This window comes from Curvibacter sp. GW821-FHT09D12, from assembly GCF_059416245.1.
Genome location: NZ_JBWKOU010000018.1, coordinates 60,886 through 83,284, shown reverse-complemented (window position 1 = coordinate 83,284; position 22,399 = coordinate 60,886). Strand labels below are relative to the sequence as shown.

Below are 22,399 nucleotides of genomic sequence, written 5' to 3'. Positions count from 1 at the left end.
GGCATTCACCATCCGGGATACCGACATGACCAGCCTTTCGAAAGACCTCACTAACGCCGTGACGGGCGCCAGCCGCAGGATCAGAAGAGAGACCGCAGTCCGTCGCAAATTCGCTCTGACAGGTCAGTCGGCCGCTGCCATCGTAAACCGAACATTTGCCCAAACGATGCGAATCCATTTGGTCTCGCAGACCCCGTATTCGGCGTGGACGGCGGCAAGGCCAAGACCAAGACCATCTGAAGTTCTTTTTGTTGATCTCAACGCCCATACAGGCCCCAATATGAAGCACCAATCCACAACGTTCCCAGTCACCTACATCACAGCAACCGTAGATGGTCATGACGTGTTCTTCCGCCAAGCAGGAGATCCCAACAAGCCCACGTTCGTTCTGTTGCACGGCTTTCCGTCGTCTTCTCACATGTACCGGGACCTGATTCCGCTGCTGGTGAATCACTACCACGTCATCGCGCCAGACTACATCGGCTTCGGACACTCGTCGGCTCCTTCCACGGAGGACTTCGACTACACATTTGCCAACCTCACCGCGGTGGTCGAACGCCTTCTGTCGGCCCTGGGAGTCGAGAAGTACTACCTGTACATGCAGGACTACGGCGGCCCGATTGGATTCCGCATCGCAGCCAAGAACCCGGAAAGGGTTCTTGGGTTGGTTGTGCAGAACGCTAACGCCTACATAGAAGGCGTTGGCGAGTCCGTCGCAAACGTCTTTGTGCCCTTGTGGGAACGAGGGGATGAGACCGGTGCTCGGCAGATGTTGAATGCCGAGACGACCCGCTACCAGTACGTCGCCGGCGCTCGATCACCCAATAGTCTCAATCCTGACGCTTGGACTCACGACCAGGCCTTGCTGGATCGTGTGGGCAGCGCCGAGCGCCATATGGCGCTGTTCAAGGACTATCAAACGAACGTCGCCAGCTATGACGCCTGGCACGCGTATTTCCGAGCCCATCAGCCACCCACGCTTGTGGTTTGGGGACAAGGCGATCCGTTCTTCACCGTGGCAGGGGCTCAGGCATTCAAGCAAGACCTGAAGAATGTCGAAGTGATTCTCTTGGATTCTGGCCACTTCGCGCTGGAAGAGGACGCCTCCACAGTGGCCCACCACATTGCTCGGTTCTTCTAATCGAACGAAAGAGACCGACCCATGAAATCCAGATTGTTCACGCCCTCCTTCTTGCGGATGGCTGCCATCGCGTCAATCTCTTTGGCAGCCTTGGCGATGCCCGCACTCAATGCTGAGGCTCAGGTCCAGTCCTCCGGGAAGGTGATACCGCTGTCACTCGCCACCGAAGCCGCAGCGGAGGCAATTCGGAGTTGCGAAGCCAGTGGGTATCGTGTAACCGCATCTGTGGTCGATGCCTCTGGTGTCGAGCGCGCGTTACTTCGTGGCGATCACAGCACGATACACACCCGGGAGACAGCCTTCAAGAAAGCCTACACGATCGTGACGCTCGGTCCTGTTTTCGGCGCTACAGCGACATCTGCGCTGGCAGACCGCATCAACAAGACACCCACTGGACCGGCGATGACAACCGTCAACAACATCATTCTGCTGGCAGGTGGCGTCGCGCTGAAATCAGGGGATGAGATCCTTGCTGCAATTGGTGTCGGTGGTGCACCTGGCGGTCAACTCGACGAAGCTTGTGCCGCTGCTGGTGCGGCAAAGATTGCTGAACGGCTGAACGGCTGAACGCGCTTTCTGTCCGTCCCTGAAGACTTGCGCGTAGAAAGTCAGCCACCTTGCCGTTACGACCAAAGCGATGCTTGGCTCCGTCATGGAGATGCTTTTGATAAGGGCGCTATCTCTCGTCAGCGCCCCTTCAATGAGGCGTTTGGAACCTGGGCCTGGTCATCGAACCAGGCCCCTTGGGCAAGGCCCGCTTGGTATTGACCACAGGGAGCCCTTGCGCACGTCGGTCCCTGGTGACGAGGGCACAAGCTCGGCGGTAGCCGTGGCTGCTCAGTTCGGCATTGTGCTGGAGGATCCCCTGGATCCACTCGTCGTCACCGGTCGACCTTGGGCAACAAGGGCGAGTGTGCAACCCACTTTTTGGCGTCCGAAATAACCCACGGCATCCTTGAGAATTTCATTCTTCAAGGTCTTCTTGCCCAGCATGCGTTGGAGCTTGACAGCAACACCTTCTTGTCGGGCCACGAGCGGCACCGGCATCCCGGGTACACAGGTGCCCATGGCCAGAGCGGCTTCATCCTCAAAGATGAGCGATGAACCGTGTCCTGTCATTCAAGGGGCCGTTTCAGGGCCGGCCGATGGCGCCGCAGCACCTGGCCCGCATGGGCGTGGACAGTGAGGCCGCGTTCACAGGCGAGGTGGCCGTTGACGAAGACCCACTCGATTCCGGTGCTGGGGGTGGTCGGGTGCTCGAAGGTGGCACGGTCGGCCACCGTGGCCTCGTCAAAAACCACGATGTCGGCCGCATGGCCGGGGGCGATCAGCCCCCGGTCGCCCAGGCCGAAGCGGCGGGCGCTGAGCCCGGTCATCTTGTGCACGGCGGTCTCCAGCGAAAACAGGCGCCGCTCGCGCGCATAGTGCCCTAGCACCCGAGGAAAGGTACCCCACAGGCGTGGGTGGGGCACGGCGTCATGCGCCAGCCCGTCCGAGCCCACCATGGTCAAGGGGTGCGCCAGAATCCGCTGCACATCCGACTCGTCCATCGCAAAGTAAATGGCCCCCGCGGGCGACAAGGTGTCCACCAGCGATTCGGCGGAACATCCGCGCTCCCGGGCCAGCTCGAACAGCGAGCGGCCTGCGGCACCTGGGTCGCCGACGGACCATGTCACCAGCACTTCCCGGGATTGACTCACCCGGTGGGCCAGCAGCATGGTCGACGACGCTGCGTAGGGATAGCAGTCCATGCACACGGCCTGTCTCTGCGCCGCCGCGTCCACGGTGGCCAGGGTCTGCACCGAGCGGCCGTGGTTGCGTTGGCCAATGAGCTTGTGATGCGACAGGACGGTGTCGATGCCCAGGGCCGCACCGATGTGCAGAGCCTCCCGCAGCGCTTCATCGATGTGGTCGGCCTCGTCACGGATGTGCATGGTGATCAGGCCCCGTGCTGCGGTCAGCGGAGCACCCACGGCAATCACCTCCTCGGCCGTGGCTGCACGTGCCGGGGGGTAGTACAAACCAGTGGACAGGCCGAAGGCGCCCGCGTCCATGGCCCGGGCCAGGTCCTGTGCCATGCGCTCTGCCTCCTGCGCCGTGGCCGCCCGTTGCAGGTCCGGCACGTGGCGAACCCGCAAGGTGGAATGTCCCACCAGGCACACCGCGTTCAGGGCGGGGCGAGCCGCCTCCAGGGCACTCAGGTAGTCGGCAAAGTGTTCGTAACGCCAGTCTTCTGTCCCCAGCAGGTCCAGGGGGGCGGGAGGGGCTTGGGTGCTGGACAGTGGCGCCAGGCTGATGCCGCAGTTGCCGGTCACCACGGTGGTCACCCCCTGGGTGAGTTTGGGGTGGGGGCCCTCAGGCTCGGTCAGCAGCAAACGGTCGTCGTGGGTGTGCACATCGATGAAGCCGGGGCAGACGATGTGGCCGCGGGCATCGTGTCGCGTGGCTGCGGCCTGGCCCTCCAGGTCGCCGACGGCGGCGATGTACCCGTCGACAACCCCCACGTCGGCGCGCACGCGGACGGCGCCTGTGCCATCCACCACGCTGCCACCTGCAATGATCAGATCGAACATGGGCGGCCTCATCCCACCTGGGCGCCAGAGCGCTTGACCAGGTCGGCCCACAGGGGCGATTCCTTGCGTGCCCGTTCGCTCAGTCGATCGGGTGGGCCTGGCGTCAGCTCGAAACCGATGGCTGCGTATTTCTCCAGCATCAAGGGCTGGCTCAGGGCCTCGTTCATCGCCTTGTTGAGCAGCGTTGCGATGCTCCGGGGCGTGCCAGGTGGTGCCACGAAGCCGCCCCATCCCACGGTCTCGTAGCCCTTCACGCCGGCCTCGGCCACCGTCGGGGTCTGCGGCAGTTGCGGGCTGCGTGCGGCCCCCGTCACGGCCAGCACGCGCACCCGGCCTGCCAGGATGTGGGGCAGGATCGAACTCAGGTTGTCGAACATCAGATCGACCATTCCCCCCATCAGGTCCGTGATCGCCTGGGGGCTGCCTTTGTAGGGGACATGGGTCATGGCGGTCTGGGTCAGGGTCTTGAACAGCTCGCCGCTCAAGTGGCCGGTGGTGCCGCTGCCGCTGGAGGCCACGCTCAGCACGCCAGGCTTGCTGCGTGCCAGCGCGATCAGCTCGGCCACGCTTTGCGCCGGCAGATCTTTGCGAACCACCAGGGCGTTCTGCACAAAGCCGATCAGGCCCACCGGCACCAGTGCATCCGGGTCATAGGGCAGCTTGGTGTACAGGGCCTTGTTGATGGCCAGTGTGCCCACGTTGGCATAGCCCAGGGTGTAGCCATCGGGCGAGGATCGGTACACCTCTGCCATGCCGATGTTGCCGCTGGCGCCGGGCTTGTTGTCCACCACAAAGGGCTGGCCTAAACCCTTGCCCAGCTCCTGGGTCAGCAGGCGGCAGACCGCATCCGGCGATCCCCCTGCTGCCGAAGGCACCACCAGCCGGATGGGTTTGTCCGGATAGCCTGTCGCCGCCCGCAGCTCCAGGGGCAGCAAGGCACTGACCGAAGCGGCCGTGACGGACTCAAGCCAGCGGCGGCGAGACCGGGCGGAGGGGCAAAGCGGTGTATTCATCGTGGCATTCCCGAAAGGGTTGAGTGGGCTGATGACGGTGAATGCTAGGGATGCCGATCCGTGCCGACAAACCATGTTTTCTGATCCTGGCATGTCTTTTTCTCATGCATCTTTTTGATCCATGCGGAGATACTCCCTATCTGATGCACGTTGTATGTGCATTTTTCATGGATGGATCCTGATGTACCGTGCCCCCTCCACCATGTCCCTGCTGTGTTTTGAGGCCAGCGCCCGCCTGGGATCCTTCACGGCGGCGGCGCAAGACCTGCACCTCACCCAGGGCGCCGTGAGCCGCCAGATCCAGGCCCTGGAAGCGCGTCTGGAGGTTCGGCTGTTCACCCGGCGCCGCGAATCCCTGTTGCTCACCGATGCCGGGCGCTATTACCTGGACGAGATCACCCCGCTGTTGCGTCGCCTGGAGCGGGCCACTGTTCATGTCACGGCATTCAAGGGTCGCGGTGGCGAGCTTTCGCTGTCGGTGGGGGCCTCGGTGGGGGCGTACTGGTTGATCCCGCGGCTGCCCGCCTTCACCCGCGCCCACGGCGAGATCACGCTGAGCCTGAGCACGCGCGTGGGCCCGGCAGATTTCAAGTCGGGGGCCATCGACGCGTCGCTTGAGTTCGGTGACGGCCAGCGCCCTGGTCTTTGCAGCGACTTTGTCACCGCGCTGGACCTGGCCCCCTACGCCGCCACCTCGTGGGTGGCACGCCACGGCACTCGCCTCTCGGCCACCACGCCCGACAGTGCCCTGTTGCACCATCACACCCTGCCCGATGCCTGGGAGCTGTGGTTTCGGGCCGAGCAGATCGAGGCCACTCCGGGCCGCTCCGGGCCGCGTTTCGAGATCATGTCCATGGCCCTCAACGCGGCCGTGGCCGGGCTGGGGGTGGTGCTTCTACCGCCCTACATGGCTGAAGACATGGTGCAGGCCGGGCGACTCATGCGCCTGTCCCCGCAGACCTGGCGCTATGCCAAGGGGTATTACCTGGTCTACCCGCCCGATGCGGCCCGCCTGCCGGCTTTGCAGACCTTCAAGAGTTGGTTGATGGGCCTGGCGACGTGATCTGGCCTGTGCTGTCGCAGCAGCTCAAGCGCTTCCAGGGCACTCGGGCTTCAGCGCCGCGCCACCCAATACACCGCGCCCTGGTCGCCATAGCGCTCATCGTGGGGCACGTCCGCGGCCAGCTCGAAGCGATCGCCGGCCTGCAGGTGTTGGGTCTCGCCCCCCACCGTCAACCACATCTCGCCCTCGGTCACGAGGGCCTTGGCCTCGAAGGGGTGGGTGTGCAGGGGCACCACTTGTTGGGGTTGCCAGCGCCGCTCCAGCACCTCGGCGAAGCCTTGGGCCAGTGACTGGTCGCGAAAGTGTTCAAAGGTCTCCGGCATGGGATCTCCTGCGGGGTGGGGTGGGGGCTGGCCGAAATTATCCGGTGCACACGCCATTCGTCTTATTGATTGACCCTATGTCTGAAATGGCGCGAAAACCCTTGACCAGACGCAAGTCTGATCAGGCTTGAGTTTGCGGCCTGCAGAAATGCTGGCAAGCCGGCATACTCAGCAGCTTGCGAGAAGCGTGCACCCCTTGTCGGGTGAGCGGGCCGGCCTGGTGCGGGCCCCGCTGCTGCTTGGGCGGCCGGCTTTCTGTTTCCCATGAACCTGCATCATCCCGAGCCGCACATGACCTACCCCAACACCCAACTCTTCATCCGTGGCCAATGGCTGGACGCCGCCGACGGCAAGACCCTGGCCGTCAACAACCCGGCCACGGGCCAGGAAATCGGCCGTGTGGCCCATGCCAGCCGGGTCGACCTGGACCAGGCCTTGCTGGCCGCCCAGGATGGCTTTGCCCTCTGGCGTGACACCCCGGCCATCGAGCGCAACAAGGTCATGCGCCGCGCTGCCGCCCTGATGCGCGAGCGCGCCGGCGACATTGCCGCGCTGCTGACGCAGGAGCAGGGCAAGCCCCTGCCCGAGGCCAAGGTCGAAGCCATGGCGGCGGCCGACATCATCGAGTGGTTTGCCGATGAAGGACTGCGCGTGTACGGCCGCATCGTGCCCTCGCGCGGCAACCTGGCCATCCGCCAGATGGTGCTGAAGGACCCCGTCGGCCCGGTGGCCGCCTTCACGCCCTGGAACTTCCCCATCAACCAGGTGGTGCGCAAGCTGGCCGCGGCACTGGCCACCGGCTGCTCGATGATCGTCAAGGCCCCTGAGGAAACCCCGGCTGCGCCTGCGCAATTGATCCGTGCCTTTGCCGACGCCGGCCTGCCTGCGGGCGTGCTGGGCCTGGTCTATGGCAACCCGGCCGAGATCTCCAGCTACCTGATCGCCCACCCGGTGATCCGCAAGATCACCTTCACCGGCTCCACCCCGGTGGGCAAGCAACTGGCGGCCCTGGCCGGCCAGCACATGAAGCGCGTCACCATGGAGTTGGGTGGTCACGCTCCGGTGATCGTGGCCGAGGACGCCGACATCGCCCTGGCCGTCAAGTCGGCCGGCGCGGCCAAGTTCCGCAATGCGGGCCAGGTCTGCATCTCGCCCACCCGCTTCCTGGTGCATGAAAGCATCACCAAGGACTTTGCCGCCGCCCTGGTGGCGCACGCCCAGTCGCTGAAGGTGGGCAATGGCCAGGACGAGGGCGTGCAGATGGGCCCCTTGGCCAACCCGCGCCGCGTGACCGCCATGGCCGAGTTCACCCAGGATGCCGTGCAACAAGGGGCCACCGTGGCCTACGGCGGTGCCCGCATCGGTGAGGCCGGCAACTTCTGGCAGCCCACCGTCCTGACCGACGTGCCGCTCAACGCCAAGGTGTTCAATGACGAGCCCTTCGGCCCGATGGCTGCCATCCGCAGCTTCAACACCCTGGAAGACGCGATTGCCGAAGCCAACCGCCTGCCCTTCGGACTGGCGGGTTATGCCTTCACGCGCTCGCTCAAGAACGCCGACTTGCTCTCGCGCAAGGTGGAAGTGGGCATGCTGTGGGTCAACATGCCGGCCATGCCTTCGGCCGAAATGCCTTTCGGCGGCATCAAGGATTCGGGCTACGGCTCGGAAGGCGGCCCCGAGGCCATGGAGGCCTACCTCAACACCCGCTCCGTGGCCGTGATGAACGCCTGAGCACCCTGGGCCGGCTGGGCGGCAACGGGGTCGAAAGCTGCCAAAATCACGGCGCTATGACCCGCCCCCACCCGGACTCCGACGATCTGACCCACGCCCCTCTGCCCGATGCGGCGGGCCGGGTCAGCCGCAAGATCTTCCACTGCGTGCCCGATGCCGGGCAACTGCCGGAATCGATCCAGCTCAACCTGCAGCAACTGCAGGCGCAAAACCCGGGCTGGGAGCAGCTCATCATGGACGACCGGCGCCAGGCTGAATTCATCCAGGCCTGGGGTTCGCCTCGGCTGCAGGCGGCCTACCAGCGGCTCAACCCGGCCTACGGGCCGGCGCGGGCCGATCTGTTCCGCTACTTTGCGCTGTATGTGATGGGCGGTGTCTACTTCGACCAGAAAAGCGGTCTGCTAGGGCCGCTCGATGCGCTGCTTCAGCCCGACGACCAATACCTCGTGGGGGACGGTGGCGACACCGTGCACCCCGAGCTGGCCGACACCGTGGGCGGTGAGTACATCCAGTGGTTCCTGGCTGCCGCGCCACGCCACCCCTTGCTGGCCGCGGTGCTGCACCAGGTGTTGCAGCGCATCGAGCAGTATTCACCGCTGCGCGAAGGCGTGGGCAAGATGGGCGTGCTGCGCGTCACCGGCCCCATCGCCTACACCCAGGCCCTGGCCCCGGCCTTGTCGCAACACCCGCACCGCAGCATCGTGGCGCAACAGGTGGGCCTGCGCTACACCACGCTGGCGCGTGAGACCTCGCACATGCAGCTGGCCGGGCGCCGGCATTACAGCGAACTCACGGCCCCGGTGGTGCTGGCCGACCCGACCTGGTCTCTGGGGCGTCGTCTGCGTTGGGAAGGGGCGGCCTTGCTGGCAGCCGTGCCCGAGCGCCTGCGCATTCTCAACCGGCAGCGGGTGGCGCGGCGCCGACAGGCCCAGGCCTGATCGGGCCATCACAAGCTGTCCGGCCGTCACGCCATCGCCTTGCGTGTCCCGCGCAGGGGCTGCTGGATGGGCGTGTGCTTTGTCTCCGGCTTCTGAATAGACCCAGCCCAACAGGGCCTTTGGACCTGGATTGGGCCGTGGAACCGTTCCCGGCTACAGTCAAGCACGGGCCAAATGAATCCTGCGCAACACCAGAACCATGGGTTGGCCATCCAGCGCCCACCTGCCGCCTGAGAGCCGGGTCATGCACTGCGGTTTTCACGGGCAAGCTCTGTTCCCTGCGTTTCACCCAGGAGTCTCTCCATGCGTCACGAATTCGAAAATACCCTCCAGTCCTTTGCCCTGGCGAATGGGTCGGTGGGGCAGTTCTTCTCGCTTCCTGAACTGGCCAAGCAATATCCACAGATCCGGCGTTTGCCTGTGTCGCTGCGCATCGTGTTGGAGTCGGTGCTGCGCCACTGCGATGGCAAAAAGCTGACGCGTGAGCATGTGGAGCAACTGGCCCGCTGGACACCGCGAGCCGAGCGTGTGGACGAGATCCCCTTCGTGGTGGCGCGCGTGGTCTTGCAGGATTTCACGGGCGTGCCTTTGCTGGCTGACCTGGCCGCCATGCGCAGCACGGCCACGCGACTGGGTAAGAGCCCCCAGTTGATCGAGCCGCTGGTACCCGTGGACTTGGTGGTGGACCATTCCATCATGGTCGACTACTTCGGCACCAAGACCGCGCTGGATCTGAACATGAAGCTTGAGTTCCAGCGCAACAAGGAGCGCTACCAGTTCATGAAGTGGGGCATGCAGGCCTTCGACACCTTCGGCGTGGTCCCTCCCGGCTTTGGCATCGTGCACCAAGTGAACCTGGAGTACCTGGCGCGAGGCGTGCACAAGACCCAGGACGGGGTTTATTACCCCGACACCCTGGTGGGCACGGACAGCCACACGACCATGATCAACGGGATCGGTGTGGTGGGGTGGGGCGTGGGCGGCATCGAGGCAGAGGCCGCCATGCTGGGGCAGCCCGTGTATGTTCTGACACCCGACGTGGTGGGCTTTGAGCTCACCGGGCAGCTGCGCGAGGGCGTCACCGCCACCGATTTGGTGCTCTGCGTGACCGACATCCTGCGCCGCGAGAAGGTGGTCGGCAAATTTGTCGAGTTCTTTGGCGAAGGCACCCGCACATTGACACTGCCGGACCGTGCCACCATCGGCAACATGGCCCCGGAATACGGTGCCACCATGGGGTTTTTCCCGGTCGATGAGAAGACCCTGGATTACTTCCGTGGCACGGGTCGAAGCCAGGACGAGATCGAGGCATTCGAGCGCTACTTTCGTGCCCAGGAGCTGTTCGGTGTGCCCAGCGCGGGGGACATTGATTACTCCCAGGTGGTGCGCCTCCAGCTGGACACGGTGGTGCCCAGCGTGGCCGGGCCCAAGCGGCCGCAAGACCGCATCGAGCTGGGCAAGGTCTCGGCCACGTTTGATGAGTTGTTTGGCGCGCCTGCGGCGCAAAACGGTTTCAATCAGCCGCTGGACCGATTGGGCCAGCGTTTCCGCATCGGGGGCCCTGCCAGCGAAAGCGCGGCCATGCAGAGCGAGGCGCCGGCGCTTGTGCCCGACGCAAACCTGAGCGGCAGCGTTGCCAACGGCGATGTGCTGATCGCCGCCATCACCAGCTGCACCAACACCTCCAACCCCAGCGTGATGCTGGCGGCCGGCTTGCTGGCCAAGAAGGCGGTGGAGGCCGGGCTCCGAGTGTCGCCGCACGTCAAGACCTCCCTGGCGCCGGGGTCGCGCGTGGTCACTGAATACCTGGCCGAGGCGGGCCTGTTGCCCTACCTGGAAACGCTGGGCTTTTCGGTCGTCGGCTACGGCTGCACCACCTGCATCGGCAACGCGGGTGATCTGACGCCCGAACTCAATGAGGCCATCACCCACAACAACCTGGTGTGCTCGGCCGTGCTCTCGGGCAATCGCAATTTCGAGGCGCGCATCCACCCCAACATCAAGGCCAACTTTCTGGCCAGCCCACCGTTGGTGGTCGCCTATGCGATCGTGGGCACAGTGCGCCGCGACTTGCTGACCCAGCCCCTGGGCCAGGGTCTGGGGGGGCAGGACATCTACCTGAGCGATATCTGGCCGAGCAGCGATGAGATTGAGGCGCTGATGGCGTGCGCCATGAATGCAAAGGCTTTTCGTGCGAACTACGAGAAAGTCAAATCGGTGCCAGGCCCACTCTGGGAGCAGATTCATGGCGTGACGGGCGCCACCTATGTCTGGCCTGCCAGCACCTACATCGCCGAGCCGCCGTTCTTCAACGGTTTTCAGCTCAAGCTGCAGGAGACTGTGGACCAGGAGCCCGCCCATCCGTCTTACGCTGTAATGGGCGCGCGCGTGATGGCGCTGTTCGGCGACTCCATCACCACGGATCACATTTCACCCGCCGGTTCCATCAAGGAAAGCTCCCCCGCAGGCCAGTGGTTGTTGGCCCATGGTGTGCAAAAAGCAGACTTCAACAGCTACGGCTCGCGCCGTGGCAACCATGAGGTGATGGTGCGCGGGACCTTCGCCAATGTGCGCATCAAGAACCTGATGATTCCCGCCCAGGCCGATGGCTCGCGCGAGGAGGGGGGCTTGACGCTGTACCGTGACGTGACGGGCCAGGCCACCCAGATGACCATCTACGAGGCGGCCATGAAGTACCAGTCCGAGGGGCGGGCCACCGTGGTCTTGGCCGGTGAAGAGTACGGGACAGGCTCCAGCCGCGACTGGGCTGCCAAGGGCACGCAACTGCTGGGGATCAAGGCGGTGGTGGCGCGCAGCTTTGAACGCATTCACCGCTCCAACCTCGTCGGCATGGGCGTGTTGCCCTTGCAATTCCTGGGCTCGGACAGTTGGCAAACGCTGGGCCTGACCGGTGAGGAGTTCATCGACGTGCTTCCTGCGGCAGACCTCGCGCCGCAGAGCGAGGCTCAACTGGTGATCCATCACGCCGATGGCCGCCAACAGACCGTGGTGGTCAGGCTGCGCATCGATACGCCGATTGAGGCCGACTACTACAGGCATGGCGGCATACTGCCCTACGTGCTGCGGCAACTGCTGCAGTAAGGGGCTGCAGCCGCAGCCCAACTGGGCACTCGGTCGGACCGACATGCCAAACCCTCGCAAGGCCAGCCGCCTCGGCGCAATGGGTGTATTCAACCGGTCGTGGCAACACCTTCAATCAGGCGGTGTTGGTGCGGCGGCCCGCAGGGTGACTGACGCAATCGGCGAGGTGATCAGGTCTCGGCTGGCTGCACCAACGCAGGCTTGGCATGCCTGCCCCCAAAGCCCGGCGGACGAGACACTGCCGATGTTCTGCCCCTTCGGCTACGCCACTGCGGCGGTGACGGCCGCCACGCCACGGCGCCATGCAACGCGTTCCCGGTGAGTTGAAGGTCCCCCTCAGTCGGCCAGGGCCTCCAGGGCATCCTCGGAGAGATCGGCTTCCTGGCGCGGTCGAGCGGCGGCTGGCCCGGGTGGCTCGATCCCGTCGATCAGCCAGTCGAACAGCCGGGGCGCGTTCACGGCCTGGATCAGCAGGCGGCCCTGGTTGGCCTTGATGACCTCGGTGGTCAGCATGGACTCGGACAGCAGGGCCAGCGGGCTGGGCTCGATGTCGGCGGGGTTGAACTGGGTCACGGCGTGCAGGTCGTCCACCAGCAGGCCGAGGGCCTGGTCGCGGTGGCGCAAGATCATCACCTGGCTGGTGGGGGTGGTGCGCGAACGCCGGCCATGCATGAGCTCGCCCAGGTCGAACACCCAGATGAAGCTGGCCTTGCCCAGGGGCGCCTGGTCGGCGCGCAGGCCCAGGATGCCGATCTGCGCCGTGCGCAAGCCCATCGAGGTGGTGCGCACCTCGGCAAAGGACACGGCTTCTTGCACGCACTCGGCGGGCAGGGCCATCAGGTTGCCGTCGCTGAAGAAGGTGGCGAATTCCAGGCCGCCGGTCTGCGCCGGGTCGTGCTCGATGAAATACGCCCGGGTGCTGGTCGGGGTCTGGGTCGAGCGCACCGCGCCGAAGTGGCGGTACACCACGGCGATCACGTCCTCACGGTAGCCATCGCTGGTCTTGAACTCGCGGTAGCCGCTGGACACCGAGCAGGCTTCGATGGCGTATTGGCCCTGGTGGGTGGTGACCCGCGACAGGTGATGTCCGTTGTCCATCCCCAAGGCCGCGGCCGCCAGGTCGAGTTGGGATCCGATCGGATGCAGCTCGCTGGTGCTGGCCAGTACCCGGCCCTGGCGGTCGACGAACGCCGCCGCCATCTGGTCGCGCCCGCCCAGGCCGCTGTGCAGCATGTTCACCAACTCGGGGCCAGAGTCGAACACGATGCCGATGCCCCCCACCACCTGGTCCTCGTGCTCGGGGTGGCGGATGGCCGCGTGGTAGATGTAGGTGGCCTGCCCCTCGTACAGTGGTGATGCCTCAAAGGGGCTGACATGGTAGTGCTGAGGGCTGCTCAGGGTCAGCACCTTGGACAAGGACTCCGACGAGACCGCCTGCCCGACCCATTCGGTGCCGCCCTCACCCGTGGCCGCGATGATGCAACCCTGGCGGTCATACACCACCAGGCGGGTGTACACGGTGTAGAGCTGGTTGATGTAGCCCAGGATCGTGGCGAAGCGCTCGGGGGTGTCGCCTTCAGGATGGGCCAGGCCTTGCCGCAGCTCGGGGGTCAGGGCCCACCAGCGGCAGTCGTCCGAACGTTCGTAAAGGTTGCGGTCCAGCAGGTCGACCAGCAGATGGGCCGTGAACTCGGCGTCCTGCAACGACGAGGCCAGCACGGTCTGGTAGAGGTCGTGGATGGATTGCTCAAACAACTCGTTGCTGCGATTGCCGGTCTCGCTGATCTGGTCGAGCACGGTCTTGAGTTTGAGCAGATCGCCGGTCTGCCCCGCCGTCATCACCTGTCCGTTCCAGACGATGCGCTGGATGTGCCGCGCCGCCATCATGATGTCGTGCAACGGGGGGCAGAAGGTGTCGGCATGCGACAGCAGGCCGTTGAGCAGGGCGGGGTCCAGGTTGCTCAGAAGATCACGCTCGCTGTGTCCGAAAGCCACGTCCAGCGGGATCATCACCTGGCCGAGCCAACCCGTCGGGCCCGGGTAGCCCTGGTAACCCTCGGCGCCGAAGGTGCGCACCAGGTACTCACGGCCTCCGAACAGGCGCAACTGGGGCGCGTGCTCCAGGTTCACCGGTACCTGGGCGCCCACGGGCACCCACAGCGGATCGGCGCTGGCGATCACCTCATGGCTGGCGTCGAGCAGCAGCAGGTTGCTGCGTCGGGCCAGGTCACCGTGTGAGGCAAAGATGCCCTGCATCTCGTGTTCGAAATGAAAGCACAGGCACAACACGCCGACCACCGAGCCGGTGTCGGGGTGGTGCATGCGACGCGAGTAAATCAGGGCCTTGCGCTTGCCGGGCCGCAGGTCACTGGCGCGGAATGTCTCGATGTAGCCGTCACTGTCCAGGGTCTGTTGGATCAGCGTATCGCTGCTGTGTTCAAGTGGTGTTGCTGGGTCAATTTGCACCAGCACGTTGCCGGCGGTGTCCAGCAGGATGATTTCGTCATAGACCGTGTACTTGCTGCGGTACTCGCACAGTCGATGGTAGATGCGGCCGCGTTCATCATGCTGGCCGGCCACGAAGCTGCACAGTTCCCGGTCCGTGGCGAGAAAGCCCACATCGGCCGTGCGTTCGTACAGGTTGCGCACCACGATGTCGATCACGTACTGGGCCTTGGTGCCGATCTCTGTCAGCACGTGGCTCACCTTCTCTTGCACCAGGCTGCGCACCAGCTCCTTTTCGAGTTTTGCAAAGCTGCTGCGGGTGGCCGCCATGGTGGGCAGGATGGCGCGAGCCTCTTGTGGGCAGTTCATCTTGGCCGAGGCCTCGATGATGCGCCACATCAGGTTGAGTTCTTGCAGAGAGCGCTCGCATCGGCCCACGTCCCGCATGTGGGGCATGAACACTTCGGTCTGGGCAGTGGTCAGTGGGCTGGCTGGCATGGCGTTCCTTCTCGAGCATCAGTTGCTCTTCTGAAGGGGTTGCAATACTTATGCCCGCCAAATACGGGTAATGAGCGATTTTTATGTGTTTAGTCAATCCGGTTTTGCCATATTTATTCGCAGATTGACATTGGTTTGGAATAAAGAACTAAATTGGTGCATTAATCCCTGTATTGGCGCGTTTATTTCGATTTTGGTGCATGTTTGGTGGCGCATATCAAGCCACAAGTGGCTGTGAAGTGGTGTGTGCACCACCGAGGAACAGCCGTTCCATGTGTGGATCGCTGAGAATTTCGGCCGCCGGCCGGTGCAGCACCAGGCGGCCCGATTCCAGCGCGATCGCGTCGTCTGAATACGCCAGGGCGCTTTTCACGTTCTGCTCCACCATCAGCACGGTGGTGCCTTGCTCGGCCAGGCGACGCAGCAGCTTGAACACATCCAGCACCACCATGGGCGACAGGCCGATCGAGGGTTCATCGATCAGGATCACCTTGGGGCGCAGCAGCAGGGCGCGGCCGATCTCAAGCTGCTTTTGCTCCCCGCCCGACAGCGAGGCGGCCCGCGAGTGCAGGCGCTCCTTCACGCGGGGGAAGAACTCCAGCACCTCGGGAATGCGCTCGTGGGTGGTCTTCATGCCCAGGGTGATGCCCCCCAGCTCCAGGTTCTCGTACACGCTGAGCTGGCCGAACAGGTTGCGCCCCTGCGGCACGAAGGCAATGCCACGTGCCAGCAGCTCTTTCTGGCTGGCGCCGCCGATGCTTTCACCGTTCAGCAGGATCTGGCCCTGGCGGGGCTTGAGCAGGCCGAACAAGGTCTTCAGCACGGTGGATTTGCCCGCCCCATTGGGCCCGATCAGCAGCGTGATGCTGCCGCGCCGGGCCTGGAAGGACAGGTCGTTGAGGATCATGAAATCCTTGTAGCCGGCGCTCACCTTGTCAAAGGTGATGCAGGCCTCTGTGTTGGGCATGGTGGCCATGTTCAGCTCCCCAGGTAGGCGTCCAGCACCTGTTTGTTGGCGCGGATCTCGGCCGGTGTGCCAATGGCCATCACCTGGCCCTCCACCATCACCATGATGCGGTGGCACAGGTCCATCACGAAATCCATGTTGTGTTCGATCACCACAAAGCTGCCGCGGCGGCTTTGGTTGAGTTGCTTGAGCAGGGTGCTGATGCCGCCCACCAGCGACGGGTTGACCCCGGCGCAGGGCTCGTCCAGCAGCACCAGGTCGGGCTCGCTCATGAACGCCATCGCGATGTCGACCAGCTTTTGCTGGCCGTAACTCAGCTCGCCGGCCTTCTTGTGCGCCACGTGGCGGATGTGAAACTGGTCGATCAGCGCGTCAGCCCGGGCCCCCAGGCCCGAATCGCCGGGCGCGAACATGCGGCTGAGCAGGCTGCCCTGGTGTTCCTGGGCGGCCACGATCAGGTTGTCGCGCACGCTCATCTTGCCGAACACCTGCAGGGTCTGGAAGGTGCGGCCCACGCCGCGCCGGCTCAGCGCCAGCGGCCCGAGGCGCGACACGTCCTGGCCGTGCAGCAGGATCTGCCCCTCGTCGGGCGTGATCTGGCCCAGCATGCTGTTGAACAAGGTGGTCTTGCCCGAGCCGTTGGGCCCGATGACGCCGAAGATCTCGCCGGGGCGCACCTCGAACGACACACCGCCCACGGCCTGGATCGCACCATAGGCCTTCTTCAGGCCTCTGACTTGCAGCAAGGGCTGATTCATGGGGTTCATGCCTGACCTCCGTTCGGCTGGGTTGACGCGGCGCTGGCGGCTTTGGCGGCCCGGGCGGCCGATTCCTCGCGGGACTGTCGGCGTGCCTTCAAGCGCTCGGGCACGCTCAGCAACCCATCGGGCAGCCAGATCATCAGCAACACCACGGCGGCGCCGAACACGAACAGGTACCAGGCCTGGGCGAAGCGCAGCCACTCGGGCAGGATCACACCCACGGCCGAGCCCAGCAGCGGGCCGAAGAAGTAGCCCGGGCCGCCCACCACCACCATCAGGTACATCATGATGGACGAGCCCACGGTGAAGGTGGCGGGGTCGATGAACTGCACCTGCGACGCATACAAGCCCCCGGCGATGCCGGCGTACACGGCGCCAATGGCAAAACTCATCAGCGTGTAGCTGCGGATGTCCACCCCCAAGCTTTCGGCCCGGATCGGGTTGTCGCGCAGGGCCGTGAAGGCCTTGCCCCAGGGCGAGCGCAGCAGGCCCCACAACAAGGCCCCCAGCACCACGGCAAAGGCCAGCACCAGGTAGTAATAGGCCAGGTTGCCGTCCAGGCTGAAGCCGAACAGGCCGGGGCGGGCGATGTCGTTGATGCCGAAGGTGCCCCCGGTCAGCCACTCTTCATTGCGCATCACCAACCAAAGAGCGGTGTTGAAGCCCAGGGTGGCAAAGGCCAGGTAGATGGTCTGCACACGCAAGGCCGGAAAGCCCAGCAGCAGGCCCACTGCAAAGCACAGCAGGGCGGCCGCGGGCAGGCCGATCCAGAAGCTGATGCCGGCCTTGAGCAAGATGGCCACCGTGTAGGCCCCGATGCCAAAGAAGGCCGCGTGGCCCAGCGACTTCTGCCCCGCATACCCCACCGTGAGGTTCAGCCCCATGGTGGCAATGGTGAACACCAGCCAGGTGGTGAACAGGTGGATGCCGTAGTTTTTCAGGAAACCGGGCAATACCAGCATCGCGGCCAGGGCCGCGATGCCGAAGATCAGTTGCGCTTTTTTCATACCTTGCGCTCCTCTTTGCGGCCCAGCAGGCCCTGCGGCTTGAACAGGATCACGACCATGAAGATCACCAGGGCCACCGCATCCTTGTAGGCCGGCGAGATGTAGGCCGCCGCCAGGTTCTCGCACACCCCCACGATCAGCCCGCCCAGCAGGGCACCACGGCTGTTGTTGAAGCCGCCGATGATGGCGGCGAAGAAGGCCTTGTTGCCCAGGCCTTCACCCATGTCGAACTTGGCCAGGTAGGTCGGCGTGACCAGCAGCGCCGCAGCGGCGGCCAGCACCGCATTGATGGCAAAGGTGTAGAAGATCATGCGGGGCACGTTGATGCCCAGCACAGCGGCGCTTTCGGTGTTCTGGGCCACGGCCTGCATGGCGCGACCGGTCACGGTCTTGGCCAGGAAGGCCTGCGTGACCAGCACCAGGGCAATGGCCAGCACAAAGGTGCCGATGTCGCTGCCCGACAGGGTGACCCCCATCACGTCGAACACCACGTCCGGAAACACCTGCGGGAAGGGCTGAGGCTCGGCCGAGTAGCCAGCCCGCACGCCGTTGCGCAGGGCAATCGACAAGCCGATCGTGGCCACCACGATCGGCATCATCCCGTACTTGAACAGGGGGTCGACCAGGCCACGCTTGAACAGCCAGCCCAGCACCAGGCACGACAGCACGATGGCGATCGCAAAGGCCAGGTACAAAGACAGGCCCGCCTGCAGCATGGCCACCATCATGAAGGCCGGCAGCATCACGAATTCGCCCTGGGCGAAGTTGATGGTGCCGGATGCCTGCCACAGCAGGGTGAAGCCCAGTGCCACCAGCGCATAGATGCTGCCGGTGGACAGGCCACTCAGAAAGAGTTGGAGAAAGTCGGTCATCGGAGGGTCCAGACAAGGGAAAAGCCCCGGCCAGGGCCCAGGGCCCGGCCGGGCAGGCGATCACTTCTGGCGCAGCGGCGGCAGGGTTTGAACCACTTCGGCCTTGCCGTTCTTCACCTCGACCAGGAAGCTTTCGCGGTCCAGCTCGCCTTTGTCGTCAAAGCACACGTCCATCAGGATGTTGGGCTGCTGCTTGGTGGTGAAGCAGCCGCCGCGCAGGGCTGCCGCCACCGCCTTGCGGTCGAGCTTGCCCACTTTCTCGATGGCCGCCTTCAGGATGTACACACCGGTGTAGCCCTTGATGCCGTTGTGGTCCGACTCCGACTTGTACTCGGCCTTGTACTTGGCTCCGAAGGCCTTCAACTGGGGCGCATCGATGGTCAGGCCCACGTGGGCCACGGCCCCATTGGCCGCATCGCCAGCCAGCTCGATCACCTTTTGCCCGGTCAGGGTGGTCTCGCCGATCATGGGCTTCTTCCAGCCCTGTTTGCGCAATTCGCGCAGGGCGCGGGCCGATTCTTCTTCGTTGGTGTAGATCAGCACGGCATCGGCATCGCTTTGCTTGGCCTTGAGCACGGCGGCCGAAAAGTCGACCTGGCCGGCGTCGGTGGAGATGTCGGCCACCAGCTTGGTGGGCGAGCCCTCCAGCAGCTTGATCAGGCTGTCACGCCCGCCCTTGCCAAAGTCGTTGTTCACGTAAATCAGGGCCAGCTTCTGCGATTTGCTGTTCACGTAGCGCACCAGCTTCGGAAACGACACGGCTTGGCCAAACGAGGTGCGGAACACATAGGGGTTGCCCTGGGCCGTGATGGCCGCGGCCTCGCCGCCGGTGAAGTTGGGCACCTCGCCGCGCTTGCTTTCGGCCATCGACACCATGATCGAACCCGAGTACACCGGGCCGAAGATGGCAAACACCTCGTTGTCCACGGCTTTCTGGGTCAGGCCCTTGGCGACGCCCGGGTTGCTCTGGGTGTCTTCGGTGGTGTAGCTGATCTTCTTGCCCAGGATGCCGCCGCCCGCGTTGATCTCCTTGATGGCCAACTCGACCCCGTTCTTGAACAGGGTGCCCGCGGTGGTGCCCGGGCCGGACAACTCGACCAGGTTGGCGATCTTGATGCTGTCTTGAGCCTGGGCCAGGGCGGCAGCGGTCAGCAGCGCGCCCAGCAGGGTGGCTTTATGGATGGTGCGCAAGGGGGTCATGTCGGTCTCCGGTTGAGGTTCTGAAGGCGAGTCGATGGCCGTTTCGTACACACGGACCAAGGACATGGGCGCAAGCCTAGAAGGCCTCGCCAGGCGGCGGAAGCAGGGGATTCCTTGAATTGCGCGATAAACGCGCGGTTTGGGCGCAGCGGGGGCGTTTCACGGGTATCTACGGGCGCTGGGTTTTTTCGGGAACGCCAGACGCGCCTCGCGGGGCCTGACGCCGGGCCTCTGCGGGGGTGTTCTACCGGCCCAGGCCAAGCGTCAGGTGGGGGCGCTCCGGAGGGGTCTGCGGGGTTGAATTGCTGCACTGCACAAGCAAAAAAACGCCCACGAAGGGCATGAAATTTTGCATTGTGAGATTCCGTTGCAAAAAATTGCCCAGAGGTCAGACCCCAGCAAGCAAAATCGGGGAGCATTCTTCAGTGACTGCCGGCCAAGTCTTTGACGGGGCCGGTGGCGTTTGTCCAGCACCACTTCTTGAGATCTGCAATGAGTACCCAGCAACCCACCATCATCTACACCCTGACCGACGAAGCTCCGCTGCTGGCGACCAGTGCCTTCCTGCCGATCATCCGTACCTTCACGGCCCCGGCGGGCGTGGACGTCGTCACCAGCGACATCTCGGTGGCCAGCCGCGTCCTGGGTGAGTTCCCCGAGTTCCTGTCGGAAGAGCAGCGCGTGCCCAACACGCTGGCCGAACTGGGCAAGAAGACCCTGCAGGCAGACGCCAACATCATCAAGTTGCCCAACATCAGCGCCTCGCAGAACCAGCTGGTGACCGCCATCCGCGAACTGCAGTCCAAGGGCTACAAGCTGCCCGACTTCCCGGAAAACCCCCAGACTGACGAAGAAAAGGCCATCCGCCTGCGCTACAACAAGTGCCTGGGCTCGGCCGTGAACCCGGTGCTGCGCGAAGGCAACTCGGACCGCCGCGCCCCCAAGGCCGTCAAAGAATACGCTCGCAAGAACCCGCACAGCATGGCCGAGTGGAGCCAGGCTTCACGCAGCCACGTGTCGCACATGCACGCCGGCGACTTCTACCACGGCGAAAAGTCCATGACACTGGACCGCGCCCGTGATGTGAAGATGGAGCTGCTGACCAAGAGCGGCAAGACCATCATCCTCAAGCCCAAGGTTTCGCTGCTGGATCGTGAAGTGATCGACAGCATGTTCATGAGCAAGAAGGCGCTGGTCGAGTTCTACGAGAAGGAAATCGAAGACGCTCACAAGACCGGCGTGATGTTCTCGCTGCACGTCAAGGCTACCATGATGAAGGTCTCGCACCCCATCGTGTTCGGCCACTGCGTGAAGATCTTCTACAAGGACGCGTTCGAGAAGCACGCCAAGCTGTTCGAGGAACTGGGCGTGAACGTGAACAACGGCATGGCCAACCTGTACGACAAGATCGCCACCCTGCCGCAATCCAAGCAGGACGAGATCAAGCGCGATCTGCACGCCTGCCACGAGCACCGTCCTGAGCTGGCCATGGTCGACTCGGCCAAGGGCATCACCAACTTCCACTCGCCCAACGACGTGATCGTGGACGCATCCATGCCCGCGATGATCCGCAACGGCGGCAAGATGTGGGGCGCCGATGGCCGACTGAAGGACGTCAAGGCCGTGATGCCCGAGTCGACCTTTGCCCGCATCTACCAGGAGATCATCAACTTCTGCAAGTGGCACGGCGCCTTCGATCCCAAGACCATGGGCACGGTGCCCAACGTGGGTCTGATGGCCCAGCAGGCCGAAGAATACGGCTCGCACGACAAGACTTTCGAGATTCCTGAAGACGGCGTGGCCAACATCACCGACTTGGCCACTGGCGAAGTGCTGCTGAGCCAGAACGTGGAAGCCGGCGACATCTGGCGCATGTGCCAGGTTAAGGACGCCGCCATCCGCGACTGGGTCAAGCTGGCCGTCACGCGTGCCCGCAACTCGGGCATGCCCGTGGTGTTCTGGCTGGATTCGTACCGTCCGCATGAGGCGCAGCTGATCACCAAGGTCAAGATGTACCTGCATGAGCACGACACCACCGGCCTGGACATCCAGATCATGAGCCAGGTGCGAGCCATGCGTTACACCCTGGAGCGCGTGATCCGCGGCCTGGACACCATCAGCGCCACCGGCAACATCCTGCGTGACTACCTGACCGACCTGTTCCCCATCATGGAACTGGGCACCTCGGCCAAGATGCTGTCGGTCGTGCCCCTGATGGCCGGCGGCGGCATGTACGAAACCGGTGCCGGCGGCTCGGCTCCGAAGCACGTGCAGCAGTTGGTCGAAGAAAACCACCTGCGCTGGGATTCGCTGGGCGAGTTCCTGGCCCTGGCCGTGAGTCTGGAAGACCTGGGCATCAAGACGGGCAACAACCAGGCCAAGATCCTGGCCAAGACCCTGGACGCTGCCACCGGCAAGCTGCTGGACAACAACAAGAACCCGTCGCCCAAGACCGGCCAGTTGGACAACCGCGGCAGCCAGTTCTACCTGGCCCTGTACTGGGCCCAGGAACTGGCCGCACAGACCGAAGACGCCACCCTGGCGGCCAAGTTCGTGCCGCTGGCCAAGGCCCTGGCCGACAACGAGCAGACCATCGTGGCTGAACTGGCTGCGGTGCAAGGCAAGCCGGTCGACATCGGCGGCTATTACAAGCCAGACTTCGCCAAGCTGGATGCCGTGATGCGCCCCAGCGCCACGCTGAACGCCGCACTGGGCACCGTCAAGGCCTGACGAGCGCGTCCTTCAACAAAAAACCCACCGGATGC

General features: G+C 64.2%; 16 protein-coding genes and 1 pseudogene. 7 read left to right on the top strand and 10 right to left on the bottom strand.

The window, feature by feature from the left end:
- The first annotated feature begins 25 nt into the window (after positions 1 to 25).
- Positions 26 to 1,141, top strand: coding sequence for an alpha/beta fold hydrolase (locus AC07PT_RS23335; protein WP_492348937.1), 1,116 nt, complete (start codon positions 26 to 28; stop codon positions 1,139 to 1,141).
- A gap of 21 nt (positions 1,142 to 1,162) precedes the next feature.
- Positions 1,163 to 1,708: a GlcG/HbpS family heme-binding protein gene (locus tag AC07PT_RS23330; protein ID WP_494658281.1), complete on the top strand. Its 546-nt coding sequence runs from the start codon at positions 1,163 to 1,165 to the stop codon at positions 1,706 to 1,708.
- A 315-nt stretch (positions 1,709 to 2,023) separates the two neighbouring features.
- On the opposite strand, the pseudogene AC07PT_RS23325 reads toward AC07PT_RS23330, so the two are convergent.
- The 3 genes and pseudogenes from AC07PT_RS23325 to AC07PT_RS23315 all read right to left on the bottom strand — a co-directional run.
- A pseudogene (locus tag AC07PT_RS23325) lies at positions 2,024 to 2,146 on the bottom strand (IS3 family transposase); the annotation flags it as partial.
- A 110-nt stretch (positions 2,147 to 2,256) separates the two neighbouring features.
- Positions 2,257 to 3,714 carry an N-acyl-D-amino-acid deacylase family protein gene (locus AC07PT_RS23320; protein WP_494658280.1) on the bottom strand — a complete coding sequence of 486 codons (1,458 nt, stop codon included), beginning with the start codon at positions 3,712 to 3,714 and terminating at the stop codon, positions 2,257 to 2,259.
- Between the two features lie 8 nt (positions 3,715 to 3,722).
- Positions 3,723 to 4,727: a Bug family tripartite tricarboxylate transporter substrate binding protein gene (locus AC07PT_RS23315; protein WP_494658279.1), complete on the bottom strand. Its 1,005-nt coding sequence runs from the start codon at positions 4,725 to 4,727 to the stop codon at positions 3,723 to 3,725.
- Between the two features lie 181 nt (positions 4,728 to 4,908).
- Between AC07PT_RS23315 and AC07PT_RS23310 the strand changes: the two genes are divergently transcribed.
- Positions 4,909 to 5,790 carry a LysR substrate-binding domain-containing protein gene (locus AC07PT_RS23310; protein WP_494658278.1) on the top strand — a complete coding sequence of 294 codons (882 nt, stop codon included), beginning with the start codon at positions 4,909 to 4,911 and terminating at the stop codon, positions 5,788 to 5,790.
- 50 nt (positions 5,791 to 5,840) lie between these two features.
- Here AC07PT_RS23310 and AC07PT_RS23305 read toward each other — a convergent pair whose 3' ends face one another.
- Positions 5,841 to 6,113, bottom strand: a complete 273-nt coding sequence (locus AC07PT_RS23305; protein ID WP_492348942.1) for a cupin domain-containing protein — start codon at positions 6,111 to 6,113, stop codon at positions 5,841 to 5,843.
- 291 nt (positions 6,114 to 6,404) lie between these two features.
- Between AC07PT_RS23305 and AC07PT_RS23300 the strand changes: the two genes are divergently transcribed.
- The 3 genes from AC07PT_RS23300 to acnA all read left to right on the top strand — a co-directional run bounded on the left by AC07PT_RS23300 (position 6,405) and on the right by acnA (position 11,884).
- Positions 6,405 to 7,844: an NAD-dependent succinate-semialdehyde dehydrogenase gene (locus AC07PT_RS23300; RefSeq protein WP_492349005.1), complete on the top strand. Its 1,440-nt coding sequence runs from the start codon at positions 6,405 to 6,407 to the stop codon at positions 7,842 to 7,844.
- A 56-nt stretch (positions 7,845 to 7,900) separates the two neighbouring features.
- The gene (locus AC07PT_RS23295; RefSeq protein ID WP_492348943.1) at positions 7,901 to 8,782 is read left to right on the top strand and encodes a glycosyltransferase family 32 protein; all 882 of its coding nucleotides are present in this window, start codon (positions 7,901 to 7,903) and stop codon (positions 8,780 to 8,782) included.
- A 303-nt stretch (positions 8,783 to 9,085) separates the two neighbouring features.
- Positions 9,086 to 11,884, top strand: coding sequence for an aconitate hydratase AcnA (acnA, locus tag AC07PT_RS23290; protein ID WP_494658277.1), 2,799 nt, complete (start codon positions 9,086 to 9,088; stop codon positions 11,882 to 11,884).
- Positions 11,885 to 12,220: 336 nt separating this feature from the next.
- Here acnA and AC07PT_RS23285 read toward each other — a convergent pair whose 3' ends face one another.
- The 6 genes from AC07PT_RS23285 to AC07PT_RS23260 form a co-directional block, all read right to left on the bottom strand.
- The gene (locus AC07PT_RS23285) at positions 12,221 to 14,827 is read right to left on the bottom strand and encodes a chemotaxis protein CheW (RefSeq protein WP_494658276.1); all 2,607 of its coding nucleotides are present in this window, start codon (positions 14,825 to 14,827) and stop codon (positions 12,221 to 12,223) included.
- Between the two features lie 217 nt (positions 14,828 to 15,044).
- Complete coding sequence (locus AC07PT_RS23280) at positions 15,045 to 15,803, bottom strand: ABC transporter ATP-binding protein (RefSeq protein ID WP_492348946.1); 759 nt, start codon at positions 15,801 to 15,803, stop codon at positions 15,045 to 15,047.
- Between the two features lie 2 nt (positions 15,804 to 15,805).
- Complete coding sequence (locus tag AC07PT_RS23275; RefSeq protein ID WP_494658286.1) at positions 15,806 to 16,552, bottom strand: ABC transporter ATP-binding protein; 747 nt, start codon at positions 16,550 to 16,552, stop codon at positions 15,806 to 15,808.
- A 5-nt stretch (positions 16,553 to 16,557) separates the two neighbouring features.
- Positions 16,558 to 17,562, bottom strand: a complete 1,005-nt coding sequence (locus AC07PT_RS23270) for a branched-chain amino acid ABC transporter permease (RefSeq protein WP_494658275.1) — start codon at positions 17,560 to 17,562, stop codon at positions 16,558 to 16,560.
- Complete coding sequence (locus AC07PT_RS23265) at positions 17,559 to 18,434, bottom strand: branched-chain amino acid ABC transporter permease (protein ID WP_492348948.1); 876 nt, start codon at positions 18,432 to 18,434, stop codon at positions 17,559 to 17,561. The genes AC07PT_RS23270 and AC07PT_RS23265 overlap by 4 nt, the downstream gene beginning before the upstream one ends.
- A gap of 60 nt (positions 18,435 to 18,494) precedes the next feature.
- The gene (locus AC07PT_RS23260) at positions 18,495 to 19,634 is read right to left on the bottom strand and encodes an ABC transporter substrate-binding protein (protein WP_492349007.1); all 1,140 of its coding nucleotides are present in this window, start codon (positions 19,632 to 19,634) and stop codon (positions 18,495 to 18,497) included.
- A 492-nt stretch (positions 19,635 to 20,126) separates the two neighbouring features.
- On the opposite strand from AC07PT_RS23260, the gene AC07PT_RS23255 reads away from it, so the two are divergent.
- Complete coding sequence (locus tag AC07PT_RS23255) at positions 20,127 to 22,364, top strand: NADP-dependent isocitrate dehydrogenase (RefSeq protein ID WP_494658274.1); 2,238 nt, start codon at positions 20,127 to 20,129, stop codon at positions 22,362 to 22,364.
- The last annotated feature ends 35 nt before the right edge of the window (positions 22,365 to 22,399 follow it).